Origin of the sequence: Chryseobacterium sediminis (assembly GCF_008386505.1) — a bacterium.
Classification (GTDB): Bacteria; Bacteroidota; Bacteroidia; order Flavobacteriales; family Weeksellaceae; genus Chryseobacterium; species Chryseobacterium sediminis.
In genome coordinates, this window is the sequence record NZ_VUNZ01000001.1 from 2,591,442 (window position 1) to 2,611,565 (window position 20,124).

15 protein-coding genes are annotated in these 20,124 nt (G+C 35.7%); 9 read left to right on the forward strand and 6 right to left on the reverse strand.

The annotated features are described in order from the left end of the window. Positions 1 to 24: 24 nt before the first annotated feature. The 4 genes from FW780_RS11775 to FW780_RS11790 all read right to left on the reverse strand — a co-directional run bounded on the left by FW780_RS11775 (position 25) and on the right by FW780_RS11790 (position 4,341). Positions 25 to 1,290: a glycosyltransferase gene (locus FW780_RS11775; protein ID WP_149833733.1), complete on the reverse strand. Its 1,266-nt coding sequence runs from the start codon at positions 1,288 to 1,290 to the stop codon at positions 25 to 27. Positions 1,291 to 1,316: 26 nt separating this feature from the next. Next, a complete protein-coding gene (locus FW780_RS11780; RefSeq protein ID WP_149833734.1) occupies positions 1,317 to 1,970 on the reverse strand; it encodes a glycosyltransferase in 654 nt (217 codons plus the stop codon). Between the two features lie 3 nt (positions 1,971 to 1,973). Next, a complete protein-coding gene (locus FW780_RS11785) occupies positions 1,974 to 2,771 on the reverse strand; it encodes a glycosyltransferase family protein (RefSeq protein ID WP_149833735.1) in 798 nt (265 codons plus the stop codon). 181 nt (positions 2,772 to 2,952) lie between these two features. Continuing rightward, positions 2,953 to 4,341 carry an MAC/perforin domain-containing protein gene (locus FW780_RS11790; protein WP_149833736.1) on the reverse strand — a complete coding sequence of 463 codons (1,389 nt, stop codon included), beginning with the start codon at positions 4,339 to 4,341 and terminating at the stop codon, positions 2,953 to 2,955. A gap of 439 nt (positions 4,342 to 4,780) precedes the next feature. On the opposite strand from FW780_RS11790, the gene gltX reads away from it, so the two are divergent. Then, entirely contained in the window at positions 4,781 to 6,289 is a 1,509-nt protein-coding gene (gene gltX / locus FW780_RS11795) for a glutamate--tRNA ligase (RefSeq protein ID WP_149833737.1), read from the forward strand. A 49-nt stretch (positions 6,290 to 6,338) separates the two neighbouring features. Continuing rightward, the gene (locus FW780_RS11800) at positions 6,339 to 7,295 is read left to right on the forward strand and encodes an acetyl-CoA carboxylase carboxyltransferase subunit alpha (RefSeq protein WP_149833738.1); all 957 of its coding nucleotides are present in this window, start codon (positions 6,339 to 6,341) and stop codon (positions 7,293 to 7,295) included. Positions 7,296 to 7,351: 56 nt separating this feature from the next. On the opposite strand, the gene FW780_RS11805 is transcribed toward FW780_RS11800, so the two are convergent. Further along, positions 7,352 to 8,125, reverse strand: coding sequence for a DUF6759 domain-containing protein (locus FW780_RS11805; RefSeq protein ID WP_149833739.1), 774 nt, complete (start codon positions 8,123 to 8,125; stop codon positions 7,352 to 7,354). 145 nt (positions 8,126 to 8,270) lie between these two features. Here FW780_RS11805 and tsf point away from each other — a divergent pair, with 145 nt between their 5' ends. From tsf to FW780_RS11840, 7 genes are all read left to right on the forward strand, one after another. Then, positions 8,271 to 9,095, forward strand: a complete 825-nt coding sequence (gene tsf, locus FW780_RS11810; RefSeq protein ID WP_047385945.1) for a translation elongation factor Ts — start codon at positions 8,271 to 8,273, stop codon at positions 9,093 to 9,095. Between the two features lie 374 nt (positions 9,096 to 9,469). Continuing rightward, positions 9,470 to 12,292, forward strand: coding sequence for a T9SS type B sorting domain-containing protein (locus FW780_RS11815; protein ID WP_149833740.1), 2,823 nt, complete (start codon positions 9,470 to 9,472; stop codon positions 12,290 to 12,292). Between the two features lie 114 nt (positions 12,293 to 12,406). Then, positions 12,407 to 15,805: a T9SS type B sorting domain-containing protein gene (locus FW780_RS11820; protein ID WP_167510680.1), complete on the forward strand. Its 3,399-nt coding sequence runs from the start codon at positions 12,407 to 12,409 to the stop codon at positions 15,803 to 15,805. Positions 15,806 to 16,007: 202 nt separating this feature from the next. After that, complete coding sequence (locus FW780_RS11825) at positions 16,008 to 16,802, forward strand: hypothetical protein (protein ID WP_149833741.1); 795 nt, start codon at positions 16,008 to 16,010, stop codon at positions 16,800 to 16,802. A gap of 283 nt (positions 16,803 to 17,085) precedes the next feature. Continuing rightward, the gene (locus tag FW780_RS11830) at positions 17,086 to 17,850 is read left to right on the forward strand and encodes a DUF6759 domain-containing protein (RefSeq protein WP_149833742.1); all 765 of its coding nucleotides are present in this window, start codon (positions 17,086 to 17,088) and stop codon (positions 17,848 to 17,850) included. A gap of 96 nt (positions 17,851 to 17,946) precedes the next feature. Further along, positions 17,947 to 18,624 (forward strand): tRNA (guanosine(46)-N7)-methyltransferase TrmB, encoded by a 678-nt coding sequence (gene trmB, locus FW780_RS11835; protein ID WP_149833743.1) that lies wholly within the window; start codon positions 17,947 to 17,949, stop codon positions 18,622 to 18,624. A 101-nt stretch (positions 18,625 to 18,725) separates the two neighbouring features. After that, entirely contained in the window at positions 18,726 to 19,166 is a 441-nt protein-coding gene (locus FW780_RS11840) for a DUF6759 domain-containing protein (RefSeq protein ID WP_149833744.1), read from the forward strand. Between the two features lie 149 nt (positions 19,167 to 19,315). On the opposite strand, the gene rpsB is transcribed toward FW780_RS11840, so the two are convergent. Further along, the gene (gene rpsB, locus FW780_RS11845) at positions 19,316 to 20,077 is read right to left on the reverse strand and encodes a 30S ribosomal protein S2 (protein WP_047373581.1); all 762 of its coding nucleotides are present in this window, start codon (positions 20,075 to 20,077) and stop codon (positions 19,316 to 19,318) included. Positions 20,078 to 20,124 lie beyond the last annotated feature (47 nt).

Below are 20,124 nucleotides of genomic sequence, written 5' to 3' on the forward strand. Positions count from 1 at the left end.
ACCGCTATTTAGTTTTACTGAAAGTTATTTTTTCCCTTTTCTATTTCTGAAATACATTTTGATATCATATATCCACTGAATAGGCTTACTTTTTTTGTAAATTCTAAGATCTTTTTTCAAAAATATATTGTCCGCATATAATTTCATTAATGCTGATCTGCTTTGCAAAATTTTACCCTCAGAAATCAGCTCTTCAGACCTTTCTCTAATCAATCTCCCTACTCCTTCAAGTGAAAAGTCACTGGTAATTGTTTTGCGTGCATTATCTGATGCTGCTTTCACATCATCCCCACCCTGATATATTTTTTTAAGATATATTGAAGCTTCTTCCAGTGAAGGCTCAGACCAGATGGTATTGGAATCATAATTAAGATCATCTGAACCGTATGATACTTTTTCAGCATTTACTAAAAAGCTGTTTTCTGCATTCATAAACTGCAGATTTCCGGAGTATCCTGTAGCAATAACAGGCTTTCCAAAATACATAGCCTCAGCCATCGTAAGCCCAAAGCCTTCAGATCTGTGAAGAGAAATATAGCTGTCGCAGGTACTGATCACATAGTTCAGTGCATTTTTGTCAAAAATCTTTTCTACAACTTTAATTTTCACAGAATCTCCGATTGCCTCTTTTATCTGTTGTTTTTCTAAAGAAAACTTATCGGATTTTGATGTTTTAATGGTTAAAAAGGCATTGTTATCTTTTCCGTCAAAAGTCTCTCTGAATACCTTAATCAGATTGAGTACATTTTTCCTTTGGATAGAACTATTATAATCGAATATGAATAAAAAATTAAAGAAGTCATTGTTATAAAAATTCAGTGCTTCAGAATCTTCTGTCGGCTTCAGGTTAATATCAATAGGATGTGGAATTACTTTTACCGGAGAAGCGATATATTTTTCAATACATTTTTTGCAATATTCTGAAGGAGTCCAGACCTCATCGAAAAGATTAATATTCAAAAGATAATCCTCCGGAATGGTTTCTGATTCCCAGGCCATGTACAAAATATTGTATTTTCTTTCAAAAAAAGAATAATCGAAATATTCAAAGAAGTTTGACATTTCCGAAACAGATGCTGAAACCTGAACTAAATTGATAGGATGATCTGCTTTATCAGAAAACCTGGTAAAGGTCTGATCATTATTATCATGATTGGTTCTTACATCATAATTCATCAAATTAAGGGGAATACCTGCACGCTGCATTGCCTTACAATTAAGCCTTGTTGCTTCTGCAATACCAAATTCGCCATTAATAAATCCAAAAACGTTAATTCCTAAATCTGTCATTTTAGTTGTGTAATAATTCAACCTGATTAATCTTCCAAAGTTTCATAAAAATTATTCTGCTTTTGCTGCTTTTCAAAATTCTTTTTATGAATTAATGACAATTCATATTTTTTTGGAATTTCTGTAAAATTTTTATTTCCATACAGTACTTCATGTACCTTATTTTTCCAGAAGATTTTTTTATTGTTTTTAATAATCCTTGCCTGATAGTCTGGGAAATTAATATAACCTTCGTTATTCATATTCCAGCCCATCTGCTGTACATATTCTTCTGTAATTCCTTCTACAATATTGATTCTTGGAACGAAAAATATTTCTACACTTTTTTCTTTTTTAAGGTAAGGCTTCAATGTTTTGATGAAATGCTCAGTAGGATATTCATCTGCATCAATCTGAAACAGATATTGGCACGTCGCCTTTTCTATCAATCTGTTTTTAAAAGTGGCAAAATCTCCTTCCAGTTTTGCTTCAAGTTTTATAATATTATCATAGTTACCCAGCAATTCTGTTACCTCTTTATTTTTATTGGTAATATCCTGAAGAACAATGACCTCATCATTCTTGTCAATCAAAGGAAGAAGGACATCCAATAAATTTTTCAGTTCTTTTGCTTCATCATTGACAGTAATACCATAAGAAACTGTTATAAATTTGCTGGAAATTCGTGAAAGTATGCTCATAATTTAATTGTAGATTATAGGATAGTTGCCGGAAAAATGAGTAAAATAATTTTCAGCAATGATTTGTTGTACGTAATTCTTATACTTCTTTGTGGGATAAAAACAGTATCCTGATTTTTTGTAATAATATTTTCTGAAAAATTCCGGGAGTTTTTTCTCATTATGTTCTACCTCCTTTCCTTTTTCAGTCCCTTTTATTTTGTATAAAATCTGAACATTAAACGCTGATGGTAAAGCTTCAAACCAATTATTGATCTGGGAAAAATAAGCGAATGGGGTTTCTTCAAAACTATTCAGCTCACCCTGATTGTGAGCTGAAAAATAATATTCTTTAAAGATATCAGCTACTTTTTCCGGTCTGAAAATAAATACCCCACCGTTGATGCTTCCCTGCAATAAAGGATTTGCTTCAAAATGACGGTCAGTAAAATATATCTCGCTCGTCTCTTCCAGTATTCTTGGGATATGTCCCCAGGTTTTGTTGAATTCTTCAGTTCCTCTGGGATCGAGGATAGCTCCGAAATATTTGTCTTCAGGAAGATAATCAAAAACAGAAGGTGCTTTATCTGAAATAATGATATCAAGGTCTAAAAAAAGAACCATATCGTAATCTCTTGTTTCTGACGGTATCAAAAGCTTTTGAGAGAGAAGCGGGCGATGAAAACTATCATCCATAGGTTGATCAATGATCTTTAAATCTGCTCCGCATTTTTTAGCATAGCTTTCAAATCTAGCTCTGTTTTTATTATACATTTTCCAGTACTTCTCTCCTACGATAAAAAGGCAGATTGCTTTTTTCATTGATCATCTAAATTTTAAGGTACAAAAATACATTTTTAATGATAAGACTGCCGGAAATATTCTTTCAGTGTTTCACTATCAACGAAAATAATGCACGAATATTTGTCATATCCTTCATTCTATTAAAAAACCGTCTCAGAGTGAGACGGTTTCTTTGGTTGTAAAATTTTAATATTTCTAATTAATAGGCATAGAATTCAATCCCTTCAGAAACATACCCTGCAGGTCTTGCACTGGATCTTGAATAATAATGATCTTTACCATTCCAATATCTGTAAATAGGAACTGTATTGGGCTGTTGAGTAGCAAAAGCATTGAACTCAATTCCTTCGTCTACATACCCCTGATAATATCCCGGAGTTTTTGTATAATAATGGTCTTTACCATTCCAATATCTGTAAATAGGAACTGTGTTTGGAGCTTTGTATAAAAATGCATTGAACTCTGTTCCTTCATAAGAGTATCCGCTGTAGCTTCCCGGAGTTTTTGTATAATAATGATCTACACCGTTGTAGTATCTGTAAACCGGAATAGTATTGAACTCCATATAAACTTTATTATCTATCAGATACTGATCTACATACGCTTTAAGCTGAGCTTTTTTAGCCGCATCTTTCACTAAGTCATAAATAATAACCAATCCATTACTTCCAAAATCTACCAGCACTGAATTAGTTGCATTAGAACTGTTCTGCCAGTTTGAAATGTTAATTTTAGGATTTGTCTGATCAAGGTTCAGATCTCCTACTAAACTTTTTGAAGGGTCCCCTCCTCTTGTTTTATAGGCTAGCTTTTTAGAGTAGTTCATAGAAGATTCAGAAGTATTCACATCATTTGTTACATCTACATCAAAAATGTCTTTCATTCCTACTTTCACACCAATTCTCGCTGCACGGTCACGGCTCTGACTTCTTGTTTCAGCCTGGAATAAAACATCCAGTTTTGCTCCTGTATAGATATCAAGTGTTACGTGAGTTCCATAGTCCTGTACAATTTGTTGTGGAGTTTTGGTCTGCAGATCCTGAACGAATTCCGGAGTAAGATAGTCTCCCAACATATCTGTAGTAGCATTGAATCTTACTCTTTTTTGCTTAATAGTAAGGTTATAGCTTCCGTAGATATATTTTCCTTCAAATTTATTGTTGGTAGTTACTGCAGAATTGAATCCTACCGAAAGTGTTTTCTTAAATAATGGAATACCGGCAGTAACATTCACTTTGGTTGAAACCATTTTAGAATATGATTCAGCATTTTCACCATATTCTTCAGTATATTCCTGTGAGAAAGTATTTTCACTGATTAATCTGTTTGCCTGCTCTATTTTAAAACGATCAATATCAATCACTTTAAAACCAGCTGCTGTTGCATTGGCATATTCACCGGCAACATTATAACCATGTCCTAAGACATCGTAAATTCCGTCTCCTACAAATTTGGCTGCTGATAATCGACTATTAGCCTTTGCTGCCGGGCTTTCAGGTGTTACCTCATTGTTCAGTTCTTCCGTTGAACATGAACTCATGAAAAGCATCAGTAAACTACTGAAGCAAAATAAAATTTGTTTTTTCATAGTATTAATTAAAAGTTTCCGGCAAATATAATATTCAACAGTAAGTGAGAAAAGAAATTACATAATGATATATATCATTATTTAGTGAAATTAAAATTCTATTAAAGTACTATTAACAAAAGAATAAACGATCACTAATTTGTGATTTAATTATTAAAAATAAATTACAGAAACAAACTTAATCAAGCAATAAGAACAACACTAAAATTAATTCAATGATTTAACATTATGAATTAATTAAACACAACATGGCTATATGTAAATTACAATTTATAGAATAAAAAATCATTTGAAATATAAAGCAGAGTATTCTAAAACGGCATTTGGAGAAAATTTAAAAGAATAAATAAAAAAAGTTAAGCTCAAAAAACCAATACCAGGTTATAAATCATCTCTTAAACGCATAATTTTAAGTAAATTTGCAAAAATTTAAATTGAAATGGAGAAAGTAAGAGTACGTTTTGCTCCAAGTCCTACAGGACCATTACATTTGGGAGGCGTAAGAACCGCATTATATGATTATCTTTTTGCTAAAAACCAGGGAGGAGAATTTGTATTGAGAATTGAAGATACAGATACTGCAAGATACGTGGAAGGAGCTGAAGAATATATTGAAGAAGCTTTGGAATGGTGCGGAATCATCCCTGATGAAAGTCCTAAGAAAGGAGGAAAATTTGCTCCTTACAGACAATCTGAAAGAAGAGTTATCTATGACAGATACACAAAGCAGATCCTAAAGACAGATTACGCTTATATTGCTTTTGATACTGCAGAAGAGCTAGATGCAGCCCGTGCAGAATATGAAGCAAGAGGTGATGTTTTCTCTTATGACAATAAAACAAGAAATGGGCTAAGAAATAGTCTTGCTCTTTCTGAAGAAGAAGTTCAAAAATTGTTAGACGAAAAGACTCCGTATGTAGTAAGGTTTAAAATGCCTGTAGACAGAGTATTAAATCTTGATGATATCATCCGTGGGAAATTCTCTGTCAATACAAATACTTTAGATGATAAAGTTCTTGTGAAGAATGACGGAATGCCAACGTATCATTTCGCCAACATCATTGATGACCATGAAATGGAAATATCTCACGTTATCCGTGGAGAAGAATGGCTGCCATCTTTAGGACTTCACACCTTATTATATGAGGCAATGCAGTGGGAAGCACCACAGTTTGCACACCTTTCTTTAATTTTGAAACCTGAAGGAAAAGGGAAATTAAGCAAAAGAGACGGAGATAAATTCGGGTTTCCGGTATTCCCGCTTGATTTCAAAGATCCTGCAACAGGTGTAGTTTCAAAAGGATACAGAGAAAACGGATATCTTCCTGATGCTTTCATCAATATGGTCGCATTATTAGGCTGGTCTCCGGCAGATGATAAAGAAATTCTTCCTTTGGAAGAGATGATCAAAGAATTTGACCTTCATAAAGTACATAAAGCAGGTGCAAGATTCAGCAAAGAAAAATCAGAGTGGTTCAACCATCAGTATATTCAGATGAAGTCTGACGAAGAACTTCTTCAGATATTGAAAAATACAGATATTAATTTTGCAGGTGCTTCTGATGAAAAACTGTTGAAAGTAATTCATCTGATGAAAGAAAGAGCAACTTTCCCTAAAGATATTTATGAAAACGGAAAATTCTTCTTTGAAGCTCCGACTTCTTATGATGAAAAAGCGTCTAAAAAGGCATGGAATGATGAAACATCTTCTATTTTAGCAGAATTGGCAGCGGCATTTGAATCTACAGACTTTACTGCAGAGACCTTGAAGCAGACGATGCATGATTTTGCGGAAAGCAAAGGACTGGGTATGGGTAAAGTAATGATGCCATTACGCTTGTCTTTAGTAGGAGAATTGAAAGGACCGGACGTTCCAGACATTCTGGAAACCCTTGGTAAAGAGGAAAGTACCTCCAGAATAACCAATGCTATAAATAATTTTAAATAGAATAACCATAATTTTTCATACATTTGAAAGATTTAATTTACTTCAAGAAATGGAATATTTAAGTTTCGAACTTCCTATCAAAGAATTGATGGATCAATACCAGACGTGTTCTTTAGTAGGAGAAGAAAGTGGTGTTGATGTAAAATTAGCATGCAGCCAGATTGAGGATAAGATTTTAGAAAAGAAAAAAGAAATCTATGGAAATCTTACACCTTGGCAAAGAGTACAACTGTCCCGTCACCCGGATCGTCCTTATACATTGGATTATATCAATGGGATGGCAGACAAAGGCAGTTTCTTAGAACTTCATGGAGACAGAAATTTCGCTGATGATCCGGCAATGATTGGAGGATTGATTACCCTGGACGGTCAGAAAGTAATGATCATAGGGACTCAAAAAGGAAGAACAACTAAAGAAAGACAGTACAGAAGATTTGGAATGCCAAATCCTGAGGGATACAGAAAAGCTTTAAGACTAATGAAGCTTGCTGAAAAATTCAATATTCCTGTAGTAACTTTAGTAGATACACCGGGGGCATATCCAGGATTGGAAGCTGAAGAAAGAGGACAGGGAGAAGCTATTGCAAGAAATATTTTTGAAATGGTTCAGCTGAAAACGCCTATCTTCACTTACATCATCGGAGAAGGAGCCAGTGGTGGCGCATTAGGAATAGGTGTAGGAAATAAGGTATATATGTTGGAAAACACATGGTATACTGTAATTGCACCGGAAAGCTGTTCTTCTATCTTATGGAGAAACTGGGATCACAAGGAAGATGCAGCCAATGCATTAAACCTTACTCCGGCAGACGCTTTAAGAGAAAAGTTCATCGATGGAATTATTGAGGAGCCACTAGGAGGCGCTCATTACGATCAGGAGACAACGTATTTGAACCTGAAAAATTCAATTTTACAAAACATCAAAGCTTTTTCCAAATTTACAGGACAGGAGCTTGAAACCCAGAGACAGGATAAATTCATTGCGATGGGTCAGTTTAAAGGATAAAAATAAAAAGGTTAAGAATTTCTTCTTAACCTTTTTTACTTTAGTTTTCTTCTATTCTATTCTGCAACATTAAGTGCTATTTCAATATCCTGAGTAATCTTCTTCGGGGCTGAATATTTTGCATCACACACCATTGTTGTCATGATATACTCTCCTTTATCTACCAGAATAAAGTTTTCTCCTTTTGCAGGAACACTCAGATTATAATATTTTTTACCGCTTATCTTTACAATAAGATTGCAGCTAGATCTGTTTTTAATATTGATATATGCCTCATTTTTGTTAAGGTCATTATTAAAAAGATGGGTAAGCATTGCTGCAGTTCTTTTATTTTCTTCGCTTGGCCCAGCTTTAGAAGTACCTGCACTTTTTGCTGAACCCGCAGAACCTACAGATGCGAAGGAAGTTGTTCTTCTCTCTTCTTTTAAGGCTTCAATAGCCGCTGCTGTATTATTAGAAACAGGTTTTCCATTCGCCGTATAAGTTTTATTTGCTGCAATTGTCTTACCGCTGTTCAGCTCATTATTCTTAACGATATTCTCAATTTTCTCCTTACTGATTGGTTTAATCGTAGGCTTTGCTTCAGGAGAATTATCTGCCATGATAATATCAATCAGTTTTCTTTTAAAATAATCTGTTTTAGCATGCCCCGGATTCTGTTTCAAAAAGCCGGCAATTACTCTGGCTTCTTTTGAAATCTCAGCTTCCTGCTCTGTATAGATAATTACAGTTTCCTTTTCAACAACAGCTTTAGATTTTGTTTTCTTCTTTTTTTGAGAAAAACCAAGTGAGAAAATGCATATAAATAGAAGGAATAAGATTTTTTTCATTAATCAAATCTTTAAAATAGTATTAAATATATTAATAACGTGAAAAGTCATTTTTTAGTTTATCATTAAAATCATTATCTTTGCACTGCTCTAAATTTAAGCTAAAAATTAATACTAATCTTAAATAAAAAAAATAATAGATATTATGTCTTATACACCAGCTGCTGCAGACGTAGCAAAATTGAGAAACCAAACAGGTGCAGGTATGATGGACTGCAAAAAAGCTCTAGTTGAAGCTGAAGGAGACTTCGAAAAAGCGGTAGACATCCTTAGAAAAAAAGGACAAAAAGTTGCTGCTAACAGAGCTGACAGAGAATCTGCTGAAGGTGCAGTAATCGCAAGAGTAAACGAAGATAACACTTTAGGTGTAGTGATCTCTCTAAACTGCGAAACTGACTTTGTTGCTAAAAATGAAGCTTTCATCGAGCTAGCTTATGAATTAGCTGAGATGGCAATCTTCGCTGCTACTAAAGAAGAGCTTTTAGCTACTGACTTCCACGGAATGACTGTTGCTGAGAAATTAGTAGAGCAAACAGGAGTTATCGGTGAGAAAATTGAAATCGGATCTTTCGAAAGAATTCAGGGAGATTTCTTAGGAGCTTACATCCACGCTGGAAACAAAATCGCTGCAATCTCTTCTCTTTCTGCTAAAGTAGACGGAGCTGATGAAGCTGCTAAAGCCGTTTCTATGCAGGTTGCTGCTATGAACCCAATCGCTTTGGACGAAACAAGAGTTTCTCAGGAAACTATCGACAAAGAATTAGAGATCGAAAGACACAAACTTACTGAAGAAGGTAAACCTGCAAACATTATCGATAATATCCTTAAAGGTAAAATGCAGAGATTCTACAAAGACAACACTTTGGTACACCAGGATTTCATTAAAGACGGAAGTATCTCAGTTGCTGACTATGTAAAATCTGTAAATGCAGATCTAAAAGTAACAGGATTTGTAAGAGTAAGTCTATAAGCTTATCTTCAAAAAAATATTCAATCCCGGTGAATTTCATCGGGATTTTTTTATTCGCCAAACATTTTAATTATAATACAGAAACAGACATCCGTGTTAAATATTACAATCAAAATTACCAACTACCAAAAAGTATTCTTCCATAAGCCTTCTAATAAGAATTATTTTCATAATAGAAAATTAAATTAAATAAATCCCCATAAAAAGATATATCAATTATCATCAGATAGATTGGCCTAAAATACAATTACCAGTTTCGTACTCAGGATGGATTTTATTTAAAAATCGGTAATATTTTTTTAACATTTCTTTACATTTTATTAAAGGTATTTCATTTTTTATTTTAATTTTGTAGAAATCCTAATTCCATACACATGAAAAGATTTCTACTCAGTTTGGTATTAATATTTTTGACAATTAATACACTCTTTGCACAAAGGGATAGCGAGCATTGGATTGCTCCTTATTATGACAGTGTCGGAGGATATACCAACATGTTATACCTTTCCACTGATTCCCCCACTCCCATTGATGTAACCATTTATAACAATAATGCTTTAGTTACTACGGTTACCATCAGTAAAACTAACCCACAAACCTACAAGGTTGCCAACAACCTTATCTCTACAGGTACTACTACTGAAGCATTTAATGTTGGTAATAAAGGACTGTATTTAAAAGCAGCTAAGCCTTTTTACTGTAGTTTAAGACTTGCCCAAAGTGTTCACGGGGAAGTTATTACCAGTAAAGGAAGAGCTGGAATTGGGAAAACATTTTTCGTTGCTGCAGCTCCTAATACAAGTACGAGCAGTATTCAAAACTTTACTGCAGGTGTCCTGGCTACTGAAGACAATACCAATGTAACAGTATCATGGAACCCTACTGCCGGCGTAGTTTTTATTAACGGTACCCCTACAGGAAATACCCAATCCTTTACATTGCAGAAAGGACAATCTTTCATTCTTGCAGGATCAGGAACTCAGTCAGCAAACAAGACAGGTTTTATCGGTGCAAAAATAGTTGCTGACAAACCCATAACACTTACCAACGGAAGCTGTAATGCCAACTTCTCTACTTCACCATCAGGAAGTGACCCGGTTCTGGATCAATCTGTGCCGGTTGACAGACTTGGAAATACTTTTGCAATGGTGAAAACAAGATCTACTGCTCCTAACCTAAATATGGAGGGAGGTCTTATTGTTGCTACAGAAGATAATACTGAAGTATTCTTAAATGGAGGTGGTACTTCTGTTGTAACACTTGCGGCCGGAGAATGGTACAGAATTAATGAAACCAGCTATGTGGCTCAAGGAACTTCAGGACATTCAAATATGTTCATTTCTACTACTAAAAATGTGTATTTATATCAATTCATTGGAATTCTCGGAAGTGATGCGACCAATGGATTCAACTATATTCCGCCGTTGAACTGTTTCCTTCCAAGAAAGATTGATGAAATCGGAAAGATCAATGAAATGCCTATTGGGACAGGAGGTGCCAGCGCTGTTCAGGATATTATTGTAAAATTAAATATCTTAACAGAGACAGGAGCAACAGTAATGGTAAATGACGGCCCAGTTGCCGCGACAGATGGTCCATATCCAGTAACAGGAAATGCTAACTGGGTAACGTATGGAATTACCGGAGTAACCGGAAATCTTAAAATCACTTCTACAAAGGCTGTAACAGCTGGTATCAACGGAGGATTTAGTTCTGCAGGATACGGAGGTTACTTTGCCGGATTCTCATCAATTCCAGTTATTGCTAAAAAAACCGGAGAATGTGTACCAGGAATCGTTCTTGAACTAGATGACGGATATGAAACTTACCAGTGGTATCGTGACGGGGTTGCCATTCCAGGTGCAACTTCTTACACTTATACTCCTACACAATCAGGAAATTATACTGTAAAAGTAACTATGGGAACATGTCCTCCTGTGACAACTCCTATCTATAAAGTACAAAACTGTTTAAAGGAAACAACTCAAGCTCTTAACGCTTGTTCTACTAAAATTATTACACCAACGTTTACTTCGTCAACACAGACAGTAGTACCAACTACCGTAGTAATTTTAACTCCTCCTACAAAAGGAACAGCAATAGTTAATCCAAACGGAACAATTACCTATACTCCAAATCCTGGATATTTAGGACCAGATAAAATAGTTTATAAATTCTGTGGAAACTCTGTTGAGTTTACAGATTGTGAGCAGGTAACATTAAACCTGACTGTAGTACCTTTCATTGTAACGGATACTTCTATTAAAGCATGTTGGTATGATGTAGCTCCTTATGCTTATTTTGATCTTACTAAAGCTAAAGTAACAGATTATAATGCCGTTACTAAAAAATATTACCGTACTCTGAATGACCTTACTGCAGGTATCAACGAAATCACAACGCCAGATAACTTCCCTTCAACAGGAGGATTTGTATATGTGAAAGTAACTACTGCGGAAGGATGTACAGCAAATGCAAAAATTGAATTAATTGTACTTCCAATCAAAAAATCTCCTGTATTGGTAGATCAGTATATCTGTATGGATGCTAAAACCAATTTGGATGCAGGTTCCGGATATGACTCTTACCAATGGAGTACTGGCGCTACCACTTCAGGTATCAGAGACATAGGTGTTGGAGAATATACTGTAATACTTGGTAAGAACGGATGTTTCCTTACTCAGACTGTAAAAGTTAAAAAAGTTGAAGATCCGGTAATCCAAACAATCGAACTTAACAACAATACAGCTACAGTAATTGTAAGCGGAGGTAAAACACCTTATAAATATGCCGTTGACGGAACTGCTAACTGGCAGGATTCAAATGTCTTCACAGGCTTAACAAGAGGACAGCATACTTTCTATGTAAAAGACTTTTATAACTGTACCCCTACTCAGGTAGAAATTACAGTCCCTAATCTATTGAATGCCATTACTCCTAATGGAGATAATGTAAATGACTATATAGATTACAGTGAACTTGCTTATAAAGAAAACCTAAGCTTTGTAGTGTATGACAGATATGGAAATATGGTATTTACCGGAAATAAATTCAACAACTACAGATGGGACGGAAAACACTTTGATAAGAAACTTGGAACAGGAACCTACTGGTATCATATCAACTGGACTGAATCCAATAAAGAAAAGACTCCAATAAAATATACAGGTTGGATTCTTGTTAAAAACAGAGAGTAATAATTAGTTAAAACCATATTGGTAAGCCACGATTTCATAATCGTGGCTTTTTTATTACATTTTCAAGCATTCAATGCTTTTTATTATTAAATTTGTGATAAATACTACTACTGAATGAAGAAAATTCTATCTTTTATATTTATATTTTATATTTTTACCTCTGCTTTTGCCCAATTGGACCGAGAGCATTGGTTTGCTCCGATGGTAGACAGGACTGGCGCTCCCAATCCTTATCAGAAACTGTATTTATCCACCAGCAGAACAACTCCTTTCCCTGTAAATATTTATAATAACAATGTTCTGATCGGAACGGTGAATATCAGTAAAAATAACCCGCAGAAATTCGATGTATTAAGGAATTATATCATTACCACACAGCAGACGGACTTATTTACTCCTACAACCAAAGGATTATACCTTAAAGCAGAATTCCCTTTTTATGCCAATTTAAGGTTCTCGGTATTCAACCATGCGGAAATCATTACTTCCAAAGGAATTCCTTCCACGGGAAAAGCATTTTATGCAGCCTCCGCTCCTATCACGGTGAGCAACAATATTCTGAATTTCATGACCAGTGTGCTGGCAACTGAAGATAACACCACCGTTACCATCTCTGGATACAATCCTGCCGTTCAGTTTTCTAACGGAACAACCGGAGCTACCAATCCGACAATGACTTTCACCTTAAATAAAGGACAATCTTACATCATTGACGGAATCGGGGATATTGCAGGAAACTTTGATGGTTTCATCGGCTCCAAAATTATTTCAAACAAACCCATCAATGTCACCAATGGAAATTTTAACGGGCAATATGCAGGAAATTTCCCTTCCAGTTCAGACATTTTAATGGACCAGGCAGTGCCTGTCAACAGACTTGGAAATGAATTTGCTCTTGTAAAAGGCAACGGACCGATTGGTGCCAATATGGAAGGTGCTGTTGTAATTGCCACTGAAGACAATACTCAGATCTTTGTGAATAATGAAATACCCCCAATAGCTACCATTAATGCAGGGAAATATTTCGTTATTCCTGATTCCAAATATATCCTTCAGGGAAACGGGCATTATAATTTATACCTAAAAACATCAAAAAATGCTTATGTCTACCAGATTTTAGCCGGAGATTCCAATTCGGGAAATGAAACGGCTACCGGAGGATTCAATTTCATTCCGGCTTTGAACTGTTACCTTCCGAAACAGATTAATGAACTGGGGCTTATTAATGAAAACTTTGTTCATTCTAATGGAAATCCCGGAGGTATTCTGAACATCCCGACAAAACTGAATCTTATAACGGAAAGAGGGGCTATTATTACAGTAAACGGAGCTAATCCTCCTGCGATAACAGGTCCTTACAACATGACAGGTACCACCAACTGGGTCACGTATGGAATACCCAATGTGACAGGTACCATTACTGTAGTTTCAAACAAAGCTATTATGGCAGGAATCACTGCCGGAAGTGACGCCGTAGGATACGGAGGCTTTTTCGCCGGTTTTCCTACACAGCCTGTTATTTTACAATCAGGCGACGGCTGTATTCCAGGTATTGTTCTTACTGTAGACCCACTGATCTATGACACGTATCAATGGTACAGAAACGGTACACTTGTTCCGGGAGCTACAACATCCTCAATTACCCCTACACTACCCGGATATTATACATGTTCTGTAACAATGGGAAGCTGCGCACCTTTAGTGACTGAAAAATTTAAGGTTCTGAATTGTACAAAACTTACCAATGCTTCCTACAACGTATGTACTTCGCAGACTATAACCCCTGCCTTCAGCAGCTCAACACAAACTCCTGTTCCAGGCACGGTAGCAATTACAACGGCACCTACTTTGGGTACTGCAGTAATAAATCCTGTTACAGGAATCATTACTTATACTGTAACTACTCCCGGAACATCCGGAACAGATACATTCACTTATACATTTTGTGGAAATGATCCGGACTTTCCGGATTGTGAAACGATAACAGTTACCATCAATATTCAGGCTCTTACAGTAATGAATACAACATTATTTGCCTGTGATATCAACGGACAGGGTACATTCAATTTAACGACAGCCAACGTCACCAATAACTCTCCTGTTACTATTACTTATTATCCTACTCTTGTAGATGCTCAGAATGAAAATGCAGCAGCATTGATCACCAACACTACGGCTTATACTGCACCTAATGGAACAATCATATATACCGTTGTAAAGAACAATATTGGCTGTAAAAGTATTGCACAAATTACACTATCTCTTTTCAATAAAGCGATTGTTCTGGATAACTACAATGGTATTTTCTGTGATGATAATCTGGACGGAACGGTTACTCTTATCCTTTCCAATATCACTCCTATTGTACTTAATAACCCTAATTATTTTACCAATGTAAGATATTATGCAAATCTGGCAGATGCTAACGCTGGAAATAACAATACTCTTTCTAACAGCTGGAGCTATACAGCAACCACTACGATTTACATCAGAGTAGATTCTCCTGATGGCTGTGCTTCTGTGATCAAGCCTCTACAGTTCAGTATCGGAGCTAAGGTAACATTGATTACTAAAACCGTTACAGAAAGTGTCTGTGATGATGATCTGGATGGAATAAAAAGTGTGAACCTGGCTCAGTTTATTCCTCAGTTTACATTAGATCCTAACGTTACTTTCACTTTTCACGCAACTTTGGCGGATGCTCAGAATGATGTGAATAGCGTTTCATCACCGGTTAATATTACAACTTCCCAGACTTATTATATCCGTTTTGAAAAAAATGGGGTTTGTCCGGAAGTAGGTACTCTTAAAATCAATATTAAAGTTCCTAAAAAATCAGATGTATTACAAGACAAGGCTATCTGCCCAAAAACAACGACCACGCTGGATGCAGGGCCTGGCTTTGAAAGATATCTGTGGAGTACGGGTGCTACTACCCCTTCCATAAACAATGTAGCCCCCGGAAGTTATTGGGTAGAACTTACTTTCAATGGTTGTGTTTACAAACAATATGTAAATGTTACTGAATTGCCTCTTCCTATGATTACGTCTATTGAAATTGATGGAACAACGGTAAAAGTCGGAGTAAGTGGCGGTACTCCTCCTTATGAATATTCTTTGGATGGTGTGGTATGGCAGAGTTCCAATGTTTTCTACAATGTACCAAGAGGAGCGCACAATGTATTTGTAAGAGACTCTAAAATGTGTGAAGAAGTCAAAAAACCATTTGCCATTATTAATCTGATCAATACGATTACTCCGAATGGAGATGGTTATAACGAAGGAATAGATTATTCTGCTTTAATGGCCAATGATAATCTTGTATTCAGAATCTTTGACCGTTACGGTGCAGAAGTTTTCAGAGGAACTCCGGAAAACCGATATACTTGGGACGGAAGAATAGGCGGAAGATATGTCCCTACAGCAACCTACTGGTATTTTATCACCTGGACAGAATATGGTTCTACTCTCACTGTAAAATACTCGAGCTGGCTGCTTGTAAAACACAGATAAAAAAGGAAGCCGGAAGAAAGTACCACTGAAGACTCAGTATTCTTTCTTCCGGCTTCTTTACTTATAAATATACTTTTTTAAGGGAATTGCAGATTTCTAACAGTCCTTAACAGTTTAATGTTAAAGTTTAATATAACTTTAACCACTATTCTTCATCTAACTAAGCAAAATTGCTTTATTTCTATGTAATTTTGCGCATTATATGAAGAAACTGTTTACTATACTGCTATTGGTTTTTCTGGCAAAAATTAATGCTCAAATGTATTCCGGAGAGGTATTCCTGAGAGACAACTCTATTTTATATCTCAATCAGGTATATGTCACAAACTTAAACACCCAGAAAACCGTTCTTACGGACTATAATGGTAATTTTAATATCCCTGCCAATCCCGGAGATGTAATCCGGTTTACCTCTATTGTTACCGAAAGAAAAGATATTAAGCTAACACCTCAATCAATGACACAAAAAAATCTGGTTGAGCTTAAAATTGCGTACTATGAAATTCAGGAAATTGTACTCAGCAGGTTCAAACCTACTGGAAACCTTCGGTATGATGTCAATTCTTTAAGAAAAGAAGATAAAGCATATGCTCTTAAGAAAGTAATCGGGCTTCCTGAACCGAAAGGTGACGGAACTCCTCCTGAGCTTCCTGTTGCCGGCTTGAGAGATGGCGGGCTTACCTTCAGCCTTGAAAGTATCTATGATATCCTGTCTGGTGAGAGAAAGAAAAAACAGCGTTATCAGGCCTACGAAAGAATGAACAGTTCCGTTGCACAGATCAAAAACTATCTGGGGAAAGATTATTTTACAAGGTTTAAAATTCCTGAGAATTTAATTGATAATTTCCTTCAATTCGTTTATACTTCTGAAAACATTCAGGCTTATGTATTAGCCGGAAACTTTGAAGCCATAAAGGTTCCTATTGAAAAATATCTGCCAATCTATCAGAAGAGACTTAGAAGCTCACATCTTCAGGAGGTTGTAAGCAATAATTAGAGAAATAATTCCATTAGATATAAATAATCCATGTTCTTCACATGGATTATTTTTTTGTAATAAACAGAAATTCCGTCTTAAACCCTTTCCACAATACATCCGATGCAGATTATTCAACTTTTATGGCATATCTTTTCTCAATATTCAAAAATATGTTTAATTTTATCTCACAAACAAGTGTTTAAAATAAAAACACTAGTATTTCGTTATCCAAATAAAAACTAACTGACCCCAAAACGCAAATTAAGAGAGAAGCACCTATTTTTTAACTTAATATTAATTAATGAAACGAGTACTTTTACTTCTTTGCTGTATGTTTTTCTTTACTATGTCTGCTCAAAAAAAAGGGAAAGACTATAGTAATATTCTGAAAAGTAAGAATATCTATGAAATCAATGCCTTCTTAAGAGATGCCCATCCAGATGATCCCCGGAGATCTGTTTTGAAACCAAGGGTAATGGACATGATGAAAGAATACATCAAAAATGCGCATCCAGCCGATCAGAAAGTAAAAGATATGCAGGAAATGCTTGCCATGCTGAAGAGAAGGCCTTCCACAAAGATCACCTTTGATGAGATGAATGCTATCATCAAACAGAAGCAGATTGCAAAATACAAGGCCGAATTAGCCGCAAAACAGCCTACCACCGTTTATACTCCTAGTACTGCACAGAATACATTTGTTGTAAATGCGTCAGCTAATACAGCCATTCCCAATACAGAAGCAGAAGAATTCAATATGCTTATGGCGGTATCTCCCGTAGAACACAAAAATAAAACGGTTAAAATCCTCAACTCTTTGTTTGATAATGATCCCAATGCTAAAGAATGCATTGTCCTGATTCAAAATAAATCAGACTGTAATATCATTGTAAGAATGGAAGGGGTAGGTACAACCAAATACAGACTGGCAGTACCTGCTCAGGGAGAAGGTTCAATTGTTATAGAAAAAGGCCAGTATCTTTTCACCAGCCTGGTTTGTGGCGCTCAATATGCTTCACAAAAAACAATTGAAAGACCTATTATGGTGGCTTTAGGAAGCCATTAGTTACAATTATTCACGGATTACCGCTCTGTCTTTTACCTTTAAAAGGCAGAAATTCTTCATAAATTTTCACTACTTTTGCACTCATTTTATAACTCAATGGGCAAGAATAAATTAGCAAGATTTGCAGAAAACAAAATATTACCGAATGTAATCCAACCTACAAGGGAAGATGCCTTACAAGGTTTTGAACTTAAAGGAAAATGGAGAGAAAATTTCTTTAAAAATGACAATCCAATTGTATTGGAATTAGGTTGTGGGAAAGGAGAATATTCTGTAGGACTCGCAAAAACTTTTCCTGAAAAGAACTTTATCGGAATTGATATTAAAGGAGCAAGATTCTGGTTTGGGGCTAAAGAAGCGGTAGAAAACAATATGACTAATGTCGCTTTTTTGAGATCACAGATCGAGCTTGTGGATCATTTTTTTGCTGAAAATGAAGTAGATGAAATCTGGATTACTTTCCCGGATCCACAGATCAAATACAAGAGAACAAAGCACAGACTGACTCACCCTGATTTCTTAAACCGATACAAAAAGTTCCTGAAACCTGGTGGTATTGTTCATTTAAAAACCGATTCAGAGTTTTTACACGGTTATACACTGGGGTATTTACAGGGAGCTGGTTATGAAATTATTAGCGCTCATCATGATATCTACGGAGCGCCGGAATACGATCCTAATACTGAACATCTCAGAGATATCAAAACCTATTATGAAGAACTTTTCTCAGCGAAAGGAAAAACAATTACCTACATTAAATTCCGTATAAACTGATGAAGCAGAAATAACCCTGAGACAGAGGCAAAACCTTCCCAAAAAGGATGCAGTCAAAGGAAAGAAGTCTTCAAAAAAGAAAAACCAAAAAGTAAACTAGTATGAAAAAACTATTAGTTTTTGCCGGGATTTCAATGATCCTTGCCAGCTGTAATGTAAATTATGGCAGTTATCCGGGAAGAACCTCCTATCCCTCCTCTACCGGTAATTCAGGTAACAGAGCCAATACGGAAAGAGAATATAGTGAACTTATAAAGACCTATAAACCGGAAACAGCAGATGTTCTTAATGATCTTCTTAACAGTGATGATCCGAAAAATCCCAGGACTTCTATTTCAGTAGAAAATAAATCTCCATGCAATATGGTACTTACGGTAAGCGGAAATAATTTCTTCAAGAAAATCCCTATCGGTGCGGGAAAAATAGGATATACAATGGTTCCTAAAAATCAAAACTACAGGTTATCCGGACTTCTTTGTAACTCAACCTATCAGTCTACAAAGTTTGTAACAACTTCCTATTCTATAAAACTTTCAAACTAATATATAACCCGCAGGATTCTGCGGGTTTTTATTTTAATTATATGCCCTTTACTTAAGTAGCCCAAAATAGTCTACAAATTGGGCTGTAAACAATAAAAAAACGCTGGACCGAAATCCAGCGTTTTTCCTATATTAAAGAAAATCTTTAATTATTCTGCATCGAAGTCAGCATCTTTATCAGCAGATACTACTTCTCCTTCTTCTTTAGATTTTTCTTTATCAGCTTTTCTTTGAGACTGACCTTCTTTGATAGATTCTGAAACAATGCTCAAGATCATATCGATAGATTTAGAAGCATCATCGTTTCCTGGGATAACGAAGTCAACTTTTCTAGGGTCAGAGTTTGTATCAACAATACCGAAAACTGGGATACCTAATTTCTTAGCTTCAGTTACAGCGATGTGTTCTCTCAAGATATCTACAACGAAGATTGCAGAAGGAAGACGAACCATGTCAGAGATAGAACCTAAGTTCTTTTCTAAGTTAGCTCTTTGTCTGTCAACTTGTAATCTTTCTTTTTTAGATAAAGTTTCGAACGTACCGTCTTTTTTCATTTTGTCGATAGCATTCATCTTCTTTACAGCCTTTCTGATAGTAACGAAGTTCGTTAACATACCTCCTGGCCATCTTTCTGTAATATAAGGCATATTAAGTTCAGAAGCGTGTTTTGCAACAACTTCTTTCGCTTGCTTCTTAGTAGCTACGAAAAGAACTTTTTTACCTGCAGAAGTTAATTTTTCTAAAGCGCTGCAAGCTTCATCCAATTTAACTGCTGTTTTATGTAAGTCTACAATGTGAATACCGTTTTTCTCCATAAAAATGTATGGAGCCATATTTGGGTTCCACTTTCTAGTCATGTGACCGAAGTGTACGCCAGCCTCTAAAAGGTCTTTTACATTTGCTTTTGCCATGTTTTCTGTTTTTGTTAGTTTACTTTCCGTCTTTTAAACAATCAACA